Raw genomic sequence first — 17,268 nt, forward strand, 5'->3', positions numbered from 1 at the left:
ATGGACCGAGATCTTCCGTATGAATCGCAATGACCTGCGCCGCGTCGACCTCAATCTGCTCATCGTTTTCGAAACCCTGATGCATGAAAGAAGCGTGACGCGCGCGGCCGAAAAGCTGTTTCTCGGGCAACCAGCCATCAGCGCCGCGCTCTCACGCCTGCGCGGGTTGTTCGACGATCCATTATTCGTGCGCACAGGTCGCAGCATGGAGCCCACCGCCCGTGCCGCCGAAATCTTCGAGCTGCTCTCCCCCGCGCTGGACTCGATCTCCACCGCCGTCAGCCGTGCATCCGAATTCGACCCGGCGACCAGCACCGCCGTGTTCCGTATCGGCCTGTCCGACGATGTGGAATTCGCCCTGCTGCCGACCCTGCTCAAGCGCCTGCGCTCCGAAGCGCCAGGCATCGTGCTGGTGGTGCGACGTGTCAACTACATCCTGATGCCCGCCCTGCTGGCCTCGGGCGAAATCTCCGTTGGCGTCAGCTACACCCAGGACCTCCCCGCCAACGCCAAGCGTAAGGTACTGCGCCGAAGCAAGGCGCAACTGTTGCGCGCCGACACGATACCCGGCGCCCTGACCCTGGACGACTTCTGCGCCCGCCCCCACGCCCTGGTGTCATTCGCAGGCGACCTGAGCGGCTTCATCGACGAATACCTGGAAGCCATGAACCGCAAACGCCATGTCGTCCTGGCCGTCCCGCAGTTCAACGGCCTCGCCACCCTCCTGACCGGCACCGACATCATCGCCACCGTCCCGGACTACGCCGCCCAGGTACTGACGGCAGCCGGTGGGGTTCGTGCAGAGGATCTGCCTCTGGAAACCCGCACATTCGAGCTGCACATGGCCTGGCGCGGCGCGCAGGACAATGATCCGGGGGAACGGTGGTTGAGGTCGCGGATTCAGATGTTTTTTGGGGATCCGGACAGCCTTTGAAGATTACTCAATGTGGCGCAGCAGGAGCCACTCGCTAATTTCTCACTCGGCGCTACTCTTTTAAAAAAGAAAATGCGCTCTTCAGTGAGCCTGCCAAAAAGCACTTTCAGACGTCATTCACGTAGTGAGAGGCTTCATTCATGAATCGCAAATTGCGTGTGTTGTTTATCTGCCCGACCAATGCGGCTCGCTCCCAAATGGCAGAGGCACTTCTGCGCCATGCTGACCCGGAACATTTCGAGGCTTTCAGCGCCGGGATTACGCCCACAGAAATCGATATCAGAGCACTGGCGGCCCTTCGGGAAATCGATATCCATGATCCAGACTTACGTAGCAAATCGGTCGATGAGTTCGCAGGCGTCCCATTCGATTACGTCATCAATTTGTGCGAAAACTCAGCTCATGAGTGGAAAAGTACCCGTGATATGGCAGAGCAGTTGACCTGGCATTTTGAAGACCCTGTCACAAGCGAAAAGCCGAATGCCTTTAGAAGTGTGCGCATTGAAATCAGTGAGCGCGTCAAGATGTTCATACTGGTGAAATCCAAGAAAGCCTGAGCACAGGAAACAGGCCATTCATTGCGGGCTGTTCGACGGCATCAGCAACTGCTCACGCACCTGGCGAGCCAATGACGCAGGCAAGGCAACGTAGCCCAAATCGCGCGCGCTGTTTTGCCCGTTGGCCAAGGCCCAGGCAAGGAAAGCACGAGCGCGCCGGTCTCCACTTGATCGGGCTTGCCCATTCAACAAGGCCAATACCGTGGCGACAATCGGATAACTGGCCTCGCCCGGTGCATCGATAAACGATGGTTGCGTGTCCTGACCGGCCTGCCAGGGCACTGCTTGCGTGGCCGCTTCGACGGACTTCGCACTGGGCGTGACAAAGTATCCGTCACGGTTCTTCAATTGGGCGAGCTGCAGCCCGCTGGCTTCGGCCTGCACCCGATCGAGATAGCCAATGCTGCCAGGTGTAGAAACCAGTGCCTGCGTGACACCGCTACTGCCCCTCACGGCAGAACCGACTGGCCAGCGTACTACCGCGTCCACGCCGACCGAATTACGCCATTCGGCGTCCTGTGTCGCGAGATATCGAGTCAATGTGTAAGTGCTGCCTGAGCCTTCGATGCGATGGATGGGCTGAATGGCCTCGTCGGGTAATCCAATGCCGGGGTTCAGTACGGCAATAGCTGCGTCGTTCCAGCGGACGATACGACCACGGTAAATGGCAGCCACTGTCACGCCATCAAGCCGCAATGCACCGTTCAGTCCGGGCACGTGGGTAACGATGGCGATACCACCTGACACGACGGGAATCTGGATCAGGCCATATCGGGCAAGGTCTTGCGAAGAAAGCGGCAATTCACTGAGAGCGAAGTCCACGGCCTTGGCTTGTAGACGCAGTAGACCACCCAGAGAGCCAATGGCCTCGTAGTCCAGTGCAGCACGCCCCAGCAGGTCACTCTCGAGTCCGGTATTGCCTGAGTAGAACTCTGCGCCTACCGATGCGCCACGGTACAGTTTGAGCCACTGCTGGACCAGCGGAAGTACGAAAGTGGAACCGGCCCCCTTTAACAGCGCCTGCCCGAACGCATCCTGTGCCAGGACCTTCGGTACTGCGTAGCCACTTGAGACGACGAAGCCTGCCCATTGCAAGAACCGGCGACGTGTAACCCTTTGCTTGCGACAGGCATGCATGACGGGCCTCAAACAGGCTTGGCGAATACGCCAGCCGATTCATGATCAACGTTCTGTGCCGCCTCGGGATAATCCTGCTCTCGCGAGACGGACAGGCGTTCGTCAGCGATGCGCTGCACCAGATTGAGGGCACGCTCTGCGCTGCCCAGCAAGGTCAGAATGACACCCCGCTCGTCCCAACCCAGCCTTTGCTCTTCCTGCAAGCAGCGCTCACGCAACTCGGCAATTGCCCCCGCATGGGTCTGTGCCAGGCGGGCATCTTGAGGCCTGTTCTTTACAGCGGGCTCTACGATATCGAGGATCGACGTGACAATGGCCTGCCCGTTGCCAGAAAACAGTTGGCGTTCAATACGGCGCGTGATCTGCGACAGGGTCTCCGTCAGACTTGCACTGAAATCCTGCTCCTCGATCAGGCTCGCAAGCAGGCGGGTCTGATGGGCACTCAAGTCGTTCTTGAACATCTGCGCCGTGTAAGCGCGGATTTCCTGACTCAGGCTGTCAAGTGCCTGCTCATGTTCAGCCACGTTCTTCAGCGCACTGTGTTCGCCCCGGGCAGCGATCAACAACAGGCCTGCGCCTTGGGTATAGCGCGCCAACTCCTTGCTTGCGGCCGCCACGCCTGTGCTTACATCATTCAACGCGGCACGTTCAAGGTAACGCGGCATGGAATAGTCTTCTTCGTCGCTGCGACTGGCACCGATACGGGAAAGTATGCGATCGAACACCCCGATGAACGGAAACATCAGGGCCGTATTGAACAGATTGAAACCAATGGAGTACAAGCCTACGGCCACCGGCACGAGCGGGAAGCTCTCCTTGCCATCAATCATCACCGACCTGGCCACGTCCATACCAAACAGGCTCATTCCCCACTGCAAGAGATCCACCGACAGAAAGAACAGCGGAAACATCACTGCCACGCCAATGAAGTTGAATGAAATATGCGCATAAGCCGCACGCTTGGCATTCTTCGACAGGTTCAACGACGCCATCCAGGACGTGACGGTCGTCCCCAGATCCGCGCCCAGTGAAAAAGCCACGGCCGTTTGCCAGTCCAGAATACCCGCCGCCCCCAACCCCATGACGATGCCGATGGTCGCCGAGGACGAGTGGATCATTGCCGTAATCCCTGCCGCCGTGAGCACGCATACAGCCAGACCTGCGTAACTGTCGGCCTGAAGGCTTGAAATGACCGCCATCACCTCGGGCAGGTTACGCAAGGGCTTGAGGCCACCGGTCAACAGGTTCAGCCCGTAAAAAATCAACGCAAAACCGATGACGGCAAGCGCGATATTCCGGGTCTTTTCGCTCTTGCCGAACACGTAAACCAGTGCAAACAGCCCCGCAAAGATCAATCCCAGGGGGCCAAGGGGCATGGCAATCAGCCCATTTCCCAGAGTCGTCCCGATGTTGGCTCCCATGATGACACTGATCGCGGGACGCAACCCAACGACACCGGCGTTGACCAGACCGACCACCATGACCGTCATCGCAGTGCTCGACTGCAAAACACCGGTGATCATTGTGCCAGCGGCAAGCCCTTTTACAGGGGTGCCCGCCAGCTTCGCGAGCCAGGCCCGCATACGGTTGGCTGCCAGATTGTTTATCCCGTCGGACATGAACTCCAGTCCGAGCATGAAGATACCCAAACCGCCAATGACGGGTACCAGCAGTTCCTTGAAGATGTCGATTTCCAAGACAGTTCTCCAATAGACGAACACTTGCCGGCGCAGACCTCTGCCCACCGGACAGCCAATACCGGCAGGTGCGCAGGGTTCAGTCTTGAACGCTAGAGGCAGAATGTGACGTATCGGTGACACTCACCCTGACGTTTCAGCCAGGGCGATAGCCGGTCTTCAACGCCCCGTCACAAGAGCGTATGCCGAGACATCCCGCAGCAGCATTCAACCCCGTATCCATTGGATATTTGCAATGCTCACGAGCGAAGAAGAGGCAAGGCGAAAACAGACGAGAAACGGTCAACACCCACGATCAAGCAGAAAACGACTTACGCCCACCAACCAACCTTCGCCACCAAGGCTCTCGTGCCGAATCAGCTGGCACCGGAACCAGCTCAGGCAAATCACGCAACTTCACCCATAACTCGCCATGCCATTGCAGCGCACCCAACACATGGCCCTGCCAACGCATCTGATACAACTGAGGCTGGTCGCCAGCATCCATCATCCGGGCATCGAGCGCTGGCAGCACTTCCTGAGCCAACCAACGACGCAACGCCCTGTTTTCCGGGACGTAGTGATGCACCAGCAGCGCAAAGACACCCGACTCGCTGATCATCAGGCATTTCTCCCACTGCCCATGGGTCAATAACCAGGCCGTACGACGCTGGTCGGCATCGAGTTTGAAGGTGGCGCGCTCGTCCAGTTGCTTGCCCATCAGACGAGCCAGATCCGACAAGGGAAACCAGACCTGAGCGTCCAGCATCACGGCACGCAGCATGCGATGGTGACGAATAAAGACCGTGGGCTCGAAGTGATCTGTGCAGGGAGGTGACGGGTATGGAAGGTCCATGGTGTGAAAGCTCCTTGTGAGAAAAAGAGCTGCCAGAGACGTCGCTAAACGAATGTGGGTGGCAGCTGTGCGAAGGTTAGCGAACCGGCCTTTTACTCGCACACACCGGCAGACCCGAAGGTCTCCGACGCACAGCCGCCATGAAACAACCTCGTGCCTGAAAGGCATGAAAGTCGTATGACGCATATTGCGAGTACAGGTTCGGATCGCTAAATCCGGTCACTGATTTGGCAGCGACGCAGCACCCTAAACCTCTGAACGGGCACTCGCAAGCGGTCAGGATTTTCTAGGAAATTTCACTCAAGGGAAAGGGAATATGCTTGGGGGTAGAAGTCTTTTGGACTGCGTGAGGGCGGGAGAATTGCAGGGATTGAGAGTACGTGAGGCTTTTCAGATTGGGATGTTTTTCGGCTTTGGTTGAAGGCAGGAACGCGCAGAGCCTACCTTTTCATCGGTTAATGTCAGCAGACTTTTTCAACAGAGTCGGCTGGGAACTGACGCTTGCCAATGACCATAATCGACCCATTGAGGTCTTTCGTTTTTACCCAGATAAGAGTTTATATAACCTTATGAACCTATCAGCAATCTTGCTCTCAGGATTTGGGATCACTTATGCGTACTGACCAGACAAAGCTACTCGCGCTTACACTGCTTGAAATCAAGACGTTGCTTGCCGATTACCTAGGCAGAGATGTGGATGCTCCTATGAGCGTCCGTGTCGCGGCGCATATGGCCTATGCGCTCCACAATGAGGCGGAGGCTGTGTACAACAACGCAGATTTTGAGATCGCCGATGCAAGCTTGAAAATTTATGCAATCGATCAGATTCTGGGCGTCACTGATGGTGCCTCATTGTTGGACAGGTTTAACGTTGATACCAAAAACATTTTGAATAGCGGTCAACCCAGATGACCGCTTCTGGCCAAAAGCTGCCTATAGCAACGCTTAGGAGTGACTATAAATTGCAGCTACCGCACTTGAAATACACCAACAAGATTACAGCAGCGGTTTGCATGGCCTCACGCTTACCGTAGCACCGCTCCAGGCAATTAACTCCCTGATATCGTGAATCATCTGGAGTGTCTTCTTTAACCATCTGGACATCATTCCACGCACTTTTTGGGGGTGATACGGATATCTTCAGGCAGGTTTTCACTATTTTGCACTTCGGTGCTCAACACTGGTTCTTTGCGTGCGCTCAGCTCGATAGGGTATGGCCCGGTATGCGCTAGAGCAGCTTGTGTTTGAGCGATAAAAGCTTCGTCGCTTCGTGTATAGAAGATCCACTCCCGTTGGTGTCCACCAGTCACCGTGCACACCCACTTCGCTAGCCCTTTATCCTGCACCGCCAGCAGTATCAGCCTCTCCATTTCATCCATCCGGACACGGTCTCTGGGCGCCGGTATGACGCCCTTGGAGGAGTATTTCCAGGTGACCCTGATTTTGAAAGGTAGCGCCCGTTTATCAGTCGCCGATATCGAATCAACACCCTTATAGGCCATAGGAATGGGTGTATCTGGAAAATCAGATGCCTGGTAAGTATTGTCGTCAAATTCGGCTATTTGCACCTGTCGGGAATAAACGCCGGTATCGTCGAGAAGTGCTCGGAGAGCCTCCCTCTTGCTGGCTTCTCGATCAGCCACACAGTTATCGTATGCCACGCTTTTAGTCGGCCCCGCATCCAGGCATGGGTCGCGCTCGACCGGTGGGAGCGAATTGGATTTGGAGCTGGAGCAACCAGAGATGAGTACACTTGCTAGCGCCAACAACCAGAGCCGGTTATGGACGCCCATCTTGCGCCCCAAGCCCAGAGGCTTTGGGCCGGAGAGTTCACAGCCTTGGCGTTGTTTGCAAAACTTTGCTGTGACGTACCGCATGCCATGGCCAGACTCCATCAAGGAGCGCTCGGACTTTTCAGTGACCATCGGTGTTTTTCCTTCAACTCGTGACCTCGTCCTGAAGACCGGTCTTGCCAACTAAATGCTAAGCCCGCGCAAGGTGCAATGGCTCATTTGTGGCCCCGATTCTGCCAGAGGGCTTCAGTGGTGGCGATAGAATTGCAGGAGGTGAGAAGCAAGTGAGGCTTTTCAGATTGGGATGTTTTTTCGGCTTTGGTTGAAGGTAGGAACGCGCAGAGCCTACCTTTTCATCGGTTAATGTCAGTAGACTTTTTCAACAGAGTCGACCGGGAACTGACGCCCGAGCTAGAGATACCTGACGATTGCCCTAACCTATCTTCCGAGTCTTTTGAGAGTTGACATAAGCTAGATCCTAACCCAGCCTGCAAAGGCGAACAGGGATCGCTCGCATCAAAAGGAGTCGTAATTTATGAAGAAAATGCTTGGGATACACTGCGGCCTCGAATTCATATGCAGTACAAACCCCCACCTCAGGAGAGAAACCATTGCCAGTCGCTGCCAATGTCGGTGACAAGCTCGATACCAGCCCACTCACAACTCGCCTTGCCTCAAGCGGTAGTTCAATGGTGGTAGCTTATTCGACGTACGATCCGAGCTGTGTAGGGATGCCTGCTCACGGCCCTAACTTCTGGTACACAAACTAATTTAAATAAAACACAAGTGCGGATGATACCCATCCTTATGCGAGAGCTATTAATCAATGAGATCAACATGGATGATTTATCTGTATATAGGGACAGGATTAAGTTCAGCAACTTGAATCGTCAACTTTTTTGGGAGCGAAAAGATGTCGGCGAGCTGAAGGTAACGACTCTAAAGTCCGCAATCAGCAATCGATTTGAAAGCGTGACGGTAGACACTCATTCACAAGAGATGGATATTAATGCCTTAATCCCACTTGCTAAACGCCACGCTAGCGGGGTCGCGGTTACTGCAGACAGCCCTGGAACTCTAGCATGGGATGCAAACAGAGTCTGTCGGGAAATAAATATCCCGGTCGTCAGCGGCGGCTACTTTCACCAATACTGCGTTGCAAACTACTTCTGCCCCTTTACTGAGACTGACTTTGAAACTGACGATGAACTGGCGTCCAGATGGACTCGTCTTCCAAGCTCCGTAATGCCCAGCTATGGGCCTACAAACATGGCTCTCGCCTCCATTCTTTGCTCAGCTCTTATCTCGGGTTTAATAGGCACCATGCCAAAAGGCAACAAGATTATGCAGTGGAACTCTTCTGTCCACCCTCATGAAATAAGGCTGTCTGCATGAACGACTGTATCTTTTGCAAAATTGTTGCGGGAAGCAGTCCTTGCCACAAAATTTGGGAAGACGAAAAACATTTAGCATTCCTTTCAATCTACCCTAACACGCCAGGCTTCTCAGTAGTTATTCCAAAGGCCCACTGCTCTAGCTATGCTTTTTCAGCATCTGACGACGACCTTTCCCAGCTAGTACTGGCGTCCAAAAAAGTCGCCCTGCTACTCGACGCCACTCTGGAAGGAGTTGGAAGAACTGGGTTTATCCTGGAAGGGTATGGGATTGATCATTTACATGCCAAGCTTTTCCCTATGCATGGCACTGGAAGTACAAGCGACTTCAAGCAAATCAGTTCAAAAGTCGATAAGTACTTCGATAAATATGAAGGCTATATTTCCTCTCATGACTGGCAACGGGCCGATGATAACGCCCTTGCGGCGCTGGCAGCCAAAATAGCAGCAAAACGAGAGTAATTATGCCCTCTTGCCCCTAATGGTTGGATTCCGGTGCTTAGGCTCTGTACGAAAAGTCGGCGAGCGAAGGTCAGGCAAGGCAAAAACAGGCGAGGAAGCGGAATTTACGGGTTGTAAATGAGCATTCCGAGACCGTTTCAACGCAGCATCACCGAGTATCAAGACATTTCGTACAAAGCCTAACCCGCATCAGAAGCGCCTCATCGAGTCTCACTTGCTGCTGTGCCTCCGAACGATTGAGGGCTCTTTTACGGTTCCTCACGAAAACCGAAAGCACCTCAATCACCCAGAAAGCTCGCCTGTAATGCTTTGCCGCAAGATTCTGGAAATCCCCCCCATAAACACTGAGCCTATGCCCCCCTCTCATCATTCCCAATGATAATAACCTTCGGTTTATTCGATTCGTTAATAGAACCCCCTCACAACAGAATCCGCCCATCTCACATTACCGGCGGATTTTTTCATGTCTCAGTCTTTTTCTCATTTGCGCTATCCCCTCACCGCCCTTGCCTTGATTGTGATAAGCGCCTGTGGACGTGCGCCTGAGGCCACCATGGCCCCGGCTGCCGCCAAGGTGAGTGTCGCCAAGGTGCTGGAGCAGCCGATCAACGAGTGGGACGAGTTCACCGGCCGCCTTGAAGCACCGGAAACCGTCGAGGTGCGTCCACGGGTGTCCGGGCAGATCGATCAGGTCGCGTTTACCGATGGTTCGCTGGTCAAGAAAGGCGATCTGTTATTCCAGATCGACCCGCGCCCGTTCCAGGCCGAGGTCCGCCGTCTTGAAGCCCAGTTGCAGCAGGCCCGCGCCGTCGCCACCCGCAGTGAAAACGAAGCCCAGCGTGGCGAGCGTCTGCGGACCAACAATGCGATTTCCGCCGAGCTGGCCGACTCGCGTACCACGTCGGCACAGGAAGCCAAAGCCGGTGTCGCGGCGATTCAGGCGCAACTGGATGTGGCCAAGCTAAACCTGAGCTTTACCCGTGTCACGGCACCGATCAACGGTCGCGTCAGCCGTGCGGAAATCACCGCCGGCAACATCGTGACCGCCGATGTCACGGCCCTGACCAGCGTGGTGTCCACCGACAAGGTCTATGCCTATTTCGATGCCGACGAGCGTGTGTTCCTCAAATACACAGAACTGGCGCGCAAGGGCCAGCGTGGCCAGACCACACCGGTCTATCTGGGCCTGTCCAACGAGTCCGGCAACCCTCACCTGGGCCAGATGAACTTCGTGGATAACCAGGTCAACCCGAGGACCGGCACCATTCGTGGTCGTGCCGTGTTCGACAACACCGACGGCAGCTTCACACCGGGCCTGTATGCACGCCTGAAACTGGTCGGCAGCGGCACCTATTCGGCCATGCTGATCAACGACGAAGCCGTCGGCACCGATCTGGGCAAGAAGTTCGTGCTGGTGATGGACAAGGACAACAAGCCGACCTATCGCTTCGTCGAGCTGGGGCCGAAGGTCGAGGGCCTGCGTATCGTGCGCAGCGGTCTCGGCAAGGACGACACCATTGTCGTCAAGGGCTTGCAGCGCGTTCGTCCCGGCCAGCCGGTGGACCCTGAAGTCACGCCCATGGCCTCCAGCGAAACACTGGCTGCCCTGCTCAAACAACGCCAGGCCCTCGAAGCCAGCAACCTGCCACAAGTGACGCCCAAGGCGGCCGTCAAAATCGCCAGCGCAACTGCGCCTCGCGGCTAAGGTATTCGTCCGATGAACTTCTCCAAATTCTTTATCTCGCGACCGATCTTCGCGGCAGTGTTGTCGCTGTTGATCCTGATCGCCGGTGCGATCTCGCTGTTCCAGCTACCGATCAGTGAATACCCGGAAGTGGTTCCGCCCACCGTCGTGGTACGGGCCAACTTCCCCGGTGCCAACCCCAAGGTGATCGGTGAAACCGTGGCTTCGCCACTGGAACAGGCCATCACCGGCGTCGAGAACATGCTGTACATGTCCTCGCAGTCCACGGCCGACGGCAAGCTGACCCTGACCATCACTTTCGCGCTGGGCACCGACCTGGACAACGCTCAGGTGCAGGTGCAGAACCGTGTGACCCGGACCGAGCCCAAGCTGCCCGAGGAAGTGACCCGCATCGGTATCACGGTGGACAAGGCGTCTCCGGACCTGACCATGGTTGTCCACCTGACCTCTCCGGACAACCGTTACGACATGCTGTACCTGTCCAACTATGCCGTGCTCAACATCAAGGATGAGCTGGCACGTCTGGGCGGTGTCGGTGATGTGCAACTGTTCGGCATGGGTGACTACTCGCTGCGTGTCTGGCTGGACCCGAACAAGACCGCTTCACGCAATCTGACGGCCACCGATGTGGTCAACGCCATTCGTGAGCAGAACCGTCAGGTCGCAGCCGGTCAACTGGGTGCGCCGCCCTCCCCGAGCGCCACCAGCTTCCAGATGTCGATCAACACCCAGGGCCGTCTGGTCAGCGAGGAAGAGTTCGAGAACGTCGTGGTGCGCGCCGGTGCCGATGGCGAGATCACTCGCCTGAAGGATGTTGCCCGCGTGGAGCTGGGTTCCAACCAGTACGCCCTGCGCTCGTTGCTCAACAACAAACCGGCCGTGGCGCTCCCGATCTTCCAGCGCCCCGGTTCCAACGCCATCGATATCTCGAATGACGTACGCAGCAAGATGGCGGAGCTGAAAAAGGGCTTCCCTGAAGGCATGGACTACAGCATCGTCTACGACCCGACCATTTTCGTGCGCGGCTCCATCGAAGCGGTGATCCACACCCTGTTCGAAGCGCTGATTCTGGTTGTACTGGTGGTGATCCTGTTCCTGCAGACCTGGCGCGCCTCGATCATTCCGCTGGTGGCTGTACCCGTCTCGCTGATCGGTACCTTCGCGGTCATGCACATGTTCGGCTTCTCCCTGAACGCCCTGTCGCTGTTCGGGCTGGTGCTGGCCATCGGGATCGTGGTGGACGATGCCATCGTCGTCGTGGAAAACGTCGAGCGTAACATCGAGCTGGGGCTGAACCCGGTGGAGGCCACCCACAAGGCCATGGGCGAAGTGACCGGGCCGATCATTGCCACGGCACTGGTGCTGTGTGCGGTATTCGTACCGGCGGCATTCATTTCGGGCCTGACCGGTCAGTTCTATAAGCAGTTCGCCCTGACCATTGCCATCTCGACCGTGATCTCGGCGTTCAACTCCCTGACCCTGTCGCCTGCCCTGGCCGCCGTTCTGCTCAAGGGCCATGGCACGCCAAAGGACAAGTTCTCGCTGTTCCTCGACAGACTGCTCGGTGGCTGGCTGTTCCGCCCGTTCAACCGCTTCTTCGAGAAAGCCAGCCATGGCTATGTCGGCACGGTTGCCCGCGTCATCCGCAGCAGTGGCATCGCGCTGCTGGTCTATGCCGGCCTGATGGTCATGACCTGGATGGGGTTCTCCAGCACGCCGACCGGTTTCGTACCGAGCCAGGACAAGCAATACCTGGTTGCCTTCGCGCAACTGCCGGACGCTGCCAGCCTTGACCGCACCGAAGAAGTCATCAAGCGGATGTCCGACCTGGCGCTGCAACAGCCGGGCGTGGAAAACGCTATTGCCTTCCCGGGCCTCTCGATCAACGGTTTCACCAACAGCCCCAACAACGGCGTGGTGTTCGTGGCGCTCAAGGATTTCGACCAGCGCAAGGACCCGAGCCAGTCGGCCAATGCCATCGCTGGCGCACTGAACGGCAAGTTCGCGTCCATCCAGGAAGCGTACATGGCGATCTTCCCGCCTCCACCGGTACAAGGTCTGGGCACCATTGGCGGTTTCCGTCTGCAGATCGAAGACCGTGGCAACCTGGGGTATGACGAGCTGTACAAGGAAACCCAGAACGTCATCGCCAAAAGCCGCAGCGTGCCGGAACTGGCCGGCCTGTTCACCAGTTACACCGTGAACGTGCCTCAGGTCGATGCCGCCATCGACCGCGAAAAGGCCAAGACCCACGGCGTTGCGATCAGCGACATCTTCGACACCCTGCAGGTGTATCTGGGTTCGCTGTATGCCAACGACTTCAACCGCTTCGGTCGCACCTATCAGGTCAACGTCCAGGCTGAGCAGCAGTTCCGTCAGGATGCCGACCAGATCGGTCAGCTCAAGGTGCGCAACAATCTGGGTGAAATGATCCCGCTGGCGACCTTCGTCAAGGTCAACGACACGGCCGGTCCCGACCGCGTGATGCACTACAACGGTTTCATCACCGCCGAGATCAACGGTGCCGCCGCGCCAGGCTACAGCTCCGGGCAGGCCCAGGCCGCCATCGAGAAACTGCTCAAGGCCGAGTTGCCGAACGGCATGACCTACGAGTGGACGGACCTCACCTACCAGCAGATTCTGTCGGGCAATACCGCGTTGTTCGTCTTCCCGCTCTGCGTATTGCTGGCGTTCCTGGTACTGGCCGCCCAATACGAAAGCTGGAGCCTGCCACTGGCGGTGATCCTGATCGTACCGATGACGCTGCTGTCGGCCATTGCCGGGGTGATCATTGCCGGTAGCGACAACAACATCTTCACCCAGATCGGCCTGATCGTACTGGTGGGCCTGGCGTGCAAGAACGCGATCCTGATCGTCGAGTTCGCCAAGGACAAACAGGAAGAAGGCATGAGCCCGCTGGCTGCGGTCCTGGAAGCCTGCCGCCTGCGTCTGCGTCCGATCCTGATGACCTCGTTCGCCTTCATCATGGGGGTCGTGCCTCTGGTGATCTCCAGCGGTGCCGGTGCCGAGATGCGTCATGCCATGGGTGTCGCGGTGTTCTCGGGGATGCTGGGCGTGACCTTCTTCGGTCTGCTGCTGACCCCCGTGTTCTATGTGCTGATCCGTAACTTCGTCGAACGCCAGGAAGCCCGCAAGGCCGCCAGGGCACAGAAACTGAACACCTTGTCCGCGGAGATGCATTGATGAGCGCACTGAAACTCTTCGCTCCGAGCCTGCTGGTACTGGCGCTGACGGCCTGCGCCGTCGGCCCTGACTACAAGGCTCCCGAGACGGCACCGGCAACACTCGCTTCGGCAGCACAAGGCAGCTACGACCATGCCAAGGTCGATACCCTGTGGTGGCAGCAGTTCGACGACCCGACCCTCAACAAGCTGGTCGCCCGGTCGCTCAATGGCAACCGGGACCTGCGCGTAGCCTTTGCCCGCCTGAAATCGGCACGGGCGATTCGCGACGACGTCAGCAACGATGCCATGCCGGTGATCACCAGCCGGGTCAGCAGCGCCCAGGGCAAGGGTCAGCAACCGGGAACGACCGAGCGCCGCGTCAACAGCGAGCGTTACGACCTGGGGCTGGACATGGCCTGGGAACTGGACCTGTTCGGTCGCATTCAACGCCAGCTGGAGGCCAGCGAAGCCGATCAGGAAGCTGCCGAAGCCAACCTGTATCAGCTCCAGGTGACGTTGATCGCCGAAGTGGTCGACGCTTATGGCCAATTGCGCGGCGCTCAACTGCGTGAAGCCATTGCCCGGGACAACCTGAAGAACCAGCAGGACTCCCGAGGCGTGACCACCCAGTTGCGCGATGCCGGTGTCGGCAACGAACTGGATGTGGTGCGCGCCGACGCCCGGCTGGCAGCCGTCGAGGCCAGCGTGCCTCAATTGCAGGCCGAGCAGGTGCGTCAGCGTAACCGCATCGCAACCCTGCTGGGCGAGCGCCCGGAAAGCCTCAGTGTGGACTTGAGCCCGGCAAAACTGCCGGCCATTGCCAAGGCCTTGCCGATTGGCGATCCGACTCAGGTCTTGCGTCAGCGTCCGGATATCCGGGCTGCCGAGCGCCAACTGGCCGCCTCTACCGCACGAATCGGCGTGGCGACGGCCGACCTGTTCCCACGGGTCAGCCTGAGCGGTTTCCTGGGCTTTACCGCCGGACGCGGTTCGCAGATCGGCTCGTCAGCCGCCAGAGCCTGGTCGCTGGGGCCGAACATCACCTGGGCCGCTTTCGATCTGGGCAGCGTCCGGGCACAGATCCGTAGCGCCGATGCCGATGCCGAAGGCGCGCTGGCCAACTATGAGCAGCAAGTGCTGCTGGCGCTCGAAGAGTCGGAAAACGCTTTCAGCGACTACGACAAACGCCAACAGCGCCTGCTGGCCCTGATCCGTCAAAGCGAATCGAGCCGTGCGGCGGCGAAGCTGGCGTCGGTGCAGTACCGCGAAGGCACGGCAGACTTCCTGGTGCTGCTGGATGCCGAGCGGGAACGTCTGGCAGCCGAAGACTCCCAGGCTCAGGCAGAAATCGAGATGTACCGCGGTATCGTGGCCATCTACAAGGCCCTGGGCGGCGGGTGGCAGCCGCAGGCCTGATCCCGCCTGCCATCGGCTCGATCAGCCCCGTCCTCCATGAGGGCGGGGCTTTTTTCATCCCGAGCATCCCGGTTCCGCATGATTGACGTTTGACAGCAGCCGGTCACTGTCCGAAGCTGCAAGCCGCCAAGCATTGGATACCGGTATGCCCAGACTGCCTTTACAGGGCTCATCGCCTTCCCCTACTTCTAATCGACGTCGCACCCTGATCGGCATTATTGCCGCCCTGTCGCTCGTGGCACTGTCATTGACCTTGTGGTCAGGGCGCAACCCGCCTGCCCAGCCTGCGGCGAAGCTGAGCCACACCTATGCCCAGGCACTGGAGCAGGCCCATGCCGGCAAACCCGGTGCGGCCCGCATGCTCTATCAGCAACTGGCGCGCAAGGACCTCTCGCCGCCACACCGGATCGCCCTTCTGGCCGAACTGAGCAATTACCCCAGTCCCCAGGCACTCAAGCTGCTGGATGCCAGTCTCAAGAACTCATCGGCCCAGGTGCGTCAGGCCGCGATTGAAACGAGCGTAAAACTGATCCCCGACGGGCAACGCAGCCTGCTGCTCGGCCCACTGCTCGAAGACAGCGAGCAATCCGTCAGATTCAGCGCAACCCGTGCATTGCTGGGGCTTTCGCCGGATGACCTGGGGTTGTACTTCGCCGTACTGCAACAAAGCGCCGAAGCCTATCAGGAAGCCTTGAAAACCCAGCCCCAGACCGCGCAGAACCAGTTGCAACTGGCCAGGCTCTACCTGCAGACCGGTGATCTGGAACCGGCCATGTCCGCCTTGCAGCGGGCCATTACCCTGGAGCCCGACAACCTGGAAGCGGCCCTGGCGCATATTGAACTGCTGGACAAGAAAGGCCAGGCGGATCAGGCCCGAAGCCTTTTCGCCAGACTGTTGGAACGCCATCCGGAATCGGCCCTGCTCCAGCATGCCCTGGGCATATGGCTGCGGGATCATGGACAAGACGAGTTTGCATTGCTGAGTCTGGCCAAGGCCTCCGAACTCGAGCCTGCCAATAGCGATTACCGCTACGATCTGGCGGTAGTCCTGCACAATCTGGATCAATTGGAAGCGGCACAAAAACAATTAGTGCAAATACTCCAGAACGATCCCGCCGACCGACGGGCACGCGTGCTATTGATTCAATACTGGAAAGAAAACGGCCAGCTACAGAATGTACAAGTCCTGCTCGCAGAGCTTGAACAGCAGAACCCTGACGATCCAGCTCTGCAACAGGGCCTGTAGCTCTTCACCTTCAAAACAGGCCTGAAACGCTCCTTTTCGACGAGAATGAATGAGCGTTTCAGGCCTGTTTTCAACCCGATCCCGACAGTTTCAGACACTCTTCGCACATCGCCTAATATCAGAAATAACTTACAGTGCTTTGCGTTTGATAACACAACGCGTGATAGACATCGCCAACAGATGAATGCAATTTCATTTAATGATTTTCAAGAAGAGTGTTTTCTAACTCGTCAAAAACGTGCATCATTTACCGGCGACCTATTATAACTACCCATGCCACCGGCCTCACGGACTGACTGGAACACTTAGTTTCATCATTGAGTACGCCGGGTGGGGTAGAGAACCGAATGAGCGAATCGACCAAACGTTTTTGTCTTATCGCTTTATTGGGCTGCCCACAGCCATAACACCGTTGGAGTATTTTATTTGTCCAGACTTGCCGAGTTTCGAGCAGCAGAAAAGGCCCTTCAGGAACAGCTGGCCCAGCTGGAGTCCCTGAAGAACGACGCCGGATTGAAAAAGGAGATTGAATTCGAGCAAAAGCTCCAGGACCTCATGGCCAGCTACGGCAAAAGCCTGCGCGACATCATCGCCATCCTCGACCCTGCCAGCTCGACCACACTGGTTGCAGCAGCAGGCCCCAAGCGCCGCCGCGCACGCGTCGTGAAGGTCTATCAGAACCCGCACACCGGTGAACTGATTGAAACCAAAGGTGGCAATCACCGCGGTCTCAAGGCCTGGAAAGAACAATACGGTGCAGAGACTGTCGATTCCTGGCTGCGCGCCTGATCGCATTTTCTCGCTGTACAAGCCCTGCACCTGCAGGGCTTTTTTATTACCCGACCGACACACTCAACATTATTCCAATTCTTGCAAAAGCGAATCCACGTCTCTGCATGAATCGGTA

Annotated in this window: 14 protein-coding genes; 10 read left to right on the forward strand and 4 right to left on the reverse strand. The window is 57.4% G+C overall.

The window, feature by feature from the left end:
• The first annotated feature begins 19 nt into the window (after window positions 1-19).
• Window positions 20-934 (forward strand): LysR substrate-binding domain-containing protein, encoded by a 915-nt coding sequence (locus ACIPY9_RS09665; protein WP_400699924.1) that lies wholly within the window; start codon window positions 20-22, stop codon window positions 932-934.
• Between the two features lie 140 nt (window positions 935-1,074).
• A complete protein-coding gene (locus ACIPY9_RS09670) occupies window positions 1,075-1,491 on the forward strand; it encodes an arsenate reductase ArsC (protein ID WP_400699926.1) in 417 nt (138 codons plus the stop codon).
• A gap of 18 nt (window positions 1,492-1,509) precedes the next feature.
• Here the strand turns inward: ACIPY9_RS09670 and pstS are convergent, their stop codons facing one another.
• From pstS to ACIPY9_RS09685, 3 genes are all read right to left on the reverse strand, one after another.
• Window positions 1,510-2,628, reverse strand: coding sequence for a phosphate ABC transporter substrate-binding protein PstS (pstS, locus tag ACIPY9_RS09675; protein ID WP_400699928.1), 1,119 nt, complete (start codon window positions 2,626-2,628; stop codon window positions 1,510-1,512).
• Between the two features lie 8 nt (window positions 2,629-2,636).
• Window positions 2,637-4,325, reverse strand: coding sequence for a Na/Pi cotransporter family protein (locus ACIPY9_RS09680; protein WP_400699930.1), 1,689 nt, complete (start codon window positions 4,323-4,325; stop codon window positions 2,637-2,639).
• Between the two features lie 295 nt (window positions 4,326-4,620).
• Window positions 4,621-5,160, reverse strand: coding sequence for a Bro-N domain-containing protein (locus ACIPY9_RS09685; protein WP_400699932.1), 540 nt, complete (start codon window positions 5,158-5,160; stop codon window positions 4,621-4,623).
• Between the two features lie 612 nt (window positions 5,161-5,772).
• Between ACIPY9_RS09685 and ACIPY9_RS09690 the strand changes: the two genes are divergently transcribed.
• Complete coding sequence (locus ACIPY9_RS09690) at window positions 5,773-6,072, forward strand: hypothetical protein (RefSeq protein ID WP_400699934.1); 300 nt, start codon at window positions 5,773-5,775, stop codon at window positions 6,070-6,072.
• Between the two features lie 191 nt (window positions 6,073-6,263).
• On the opposite strand, the gene ACIPY9_RS09695 is transcribed toward ACIPY9_RS09690, so the two are convergent.
• A complete protein-coding gene (locus ACIPY9_RS09695) occupies window positions 6,264-7,085 on the reverse strand; it encodes a DUF695 domain-containing protein (RefSeq protein WP_400699936.1) in 822 nt (273 codons plus the stop codon).
• Window positions 7,086-7,790: 705 nt separating this feature from the next.
• Here ACIPY9_RS09695 and ACIPY9_RS09700 point away from each other — a divergent pair.
• The 7 genes from ACIPY9_RS09700 to ACIPY9_RS09730 all read left to right on the forward strand — a co-directional run bounded on the left by ACIPY9_RS09700 (window position 7,791) and on the right by ACIPY9_RS09730 (window position 17,150).
• The gene (locus ACIPY9_RS09700) at window positions 7,791-8,348 is read left to right on the forward strand and encodes a ThiF family adenylyltransferase (protein ID WP_400699938.1); all 558 of its coding nucleotides are present in this window, start codon (window positions 7,791-7,793) and stop codon (window positions 8,346-8,348) included.
• Complete coding sequence (locus tag ACIPY9_RS09705) at window positions 8,345-8,809, forward strand: HIT family protein (RefSeq protein ID WP_400699940.1); 465 nt, start codon at window positions 8,345-8,347, stop codon at window positions 8,807-8,809. Before ACIPY9_RS09700 ends, ACIPY9_RS09705 begins: the two co-directional genes overlap by 4 nt.
• Window positions 8,810-9,272: 463 nt before the next feature.
• Complete coding sequence (gene mexE / locus ACIPY9_RS09710) at window positions 9,273-10,514, forward strand: multidrug efflux RND transporter periplasmic adaptor subunit MexE (protein WP_400699942.1); 1,242 nt, start codon at window positions 9,273-9,275, stop codon at window positions 10,512-10,514.
• Between the two features lie 12 nt (window positions 10,515-10,526).
• A complete protein-coding gene (locus tag ACIPY9_RS09715) occupies window positions 10,527-13,718 on the forward strand; it encodes an efflux RND transporter permease subunit (protein WP_400699944.1) in 3,192 nt (1,063 codons plus the stop codon).
• Window positions 13,718-15,115, forward strand: a complete 1,398-nt coding sequence (locus tag ACIPY9_RS09720; protein WP_400699946.1) for an efflux transporter outer membrane subunit — start codon at window positions 13,718-13,720, stop codon at window positions 15,113-15,115. The genes ACIPY9_RS09715 and ACIPY9_RS09720 overlap by 1 nt, the downstream gene beginning before the upstream one ends.
• A gap of 145 nt (window positions 15,116-15,260) precedes the next feature.
• Complete coding sequence (locus ACIPY9_RS09725; RefSeq protein ID WP_400699948.1) at window positions 15,261-16,361, forward strand: tetratricopeptide repeat protein; 1,101 nt, start codon at window positions 15,261-15,263, stop codon at window positions 16,359-16,361.
• A 426-nt stretch (window positions 16,362-16,787) separates the two neighbouring features.
• A complete protein-coding gene (locus ACIPY9_RS09730) occupies window positions 16,788-17,150 on the forward strand; it encodes a histone-like nucleoid-structuring protein, MvaT/MvaU family (protein WP_400699950.1) in 363 nt (120 codons plus the stop codon).
• The last annotated feature ends 118 nt before the right edge of the window (window positions 17,151-17,268 follow it).

Source organism: Pseudomonas sp. NPDC089734 (genome assembly GCF_044748865.1).
Lineage (GTDB): Bacteria > Pseudomonadota > Gammaproteobacteria > Pseudomonadales > Pseudomonadaceae > Aquipseudomonas.

Bases quoted from the DNA above. Each gene is read 5' to 3' on its own strand.
- ACIPY9_RS09705 (WP_400699940.1), top strand. From the start codon at position 8,345: ATGAACGACTGTATCTTTTGCAAAATTGTTGCGGGAAGCAGTCCTTGC.
- ACIPY9_RS09695 (WP_400699936.1), bottom strand. From the start codon at position 7,085: ATGGTCACTGAAAAGTCCGAGCGCTCCTTGATGGAGTCTGGCCATGGC.
- mexE (WP_400699942.1), top strand. From the start codon at position 9,273: ATGTCTCAGTCTTTTTCTCATTTGCGCTATCCCCTCACCGCCCTTGCC.
- ACIPY9_RS09670 (WP_400699926.1), top strand. From the start codon at position 1,075: ATGAATCGCAAATTGCGTGTGTTGTTTATCTGCCCGACCAATGCGGCT.
- ACIPY9_RS09715 (WP_400699944.1), top strand. From the start codon at position 10,527: ATGAACTTCTCCAAATTCTTTATCTCGCGACCGATCTTCGCGGCAGTG.
- ACIPY9_RS09685 (WP_400699932.1), bottom strand. From the start codon at position 5,160: ATGGACCTTCCATACCCGTCACCTCCCTGCACAGATCACTTCGAGCCC.
- ACIPY9_RS09720 (WP_400699946.1), top strand. From the start codon at position 13,718: ATGAGCGCACTGAAACTCTTCGCTCCGAGCCTGCTGGTACTGGCGCTG.
- pstS (WP_400699928.1), bottom strand. From the start codon at position 2,628: ATGCATGCCTGTCGCAAGCAAAGGGTTACACGTCGCCGGTTCTTGCAA.
- ACIPY9_RS09700 (WP_400699938.1), top strand. From the start codon at position 7,791: ATGGATGATTTATCTGTATATAGGGACAGGATTAAGTTCAGCAACTTG.
- ACIPY9_RS09690 (WP_400699934.1), top strand. From the start codon at position 5,773: ATGCGTACTGACCAGACAAAGCTACTCGCGCTTACACTGCTTGAAATC.
- ACIPY9_RS09665 (WP_400699924.1), top strand. From the start codon at position 20: ATGAATCGCAATGACCTGCGCCGCGTCGACCTCAATCTGCTCATCGTT.
- ACIPY9_RS09725 (WP_400699948.1), top strand. From the start codon at position 15,261: ATGCCCAGACTGCCTTTACAGGGCTCATCGCCTTCCCCTACTTCTAAT.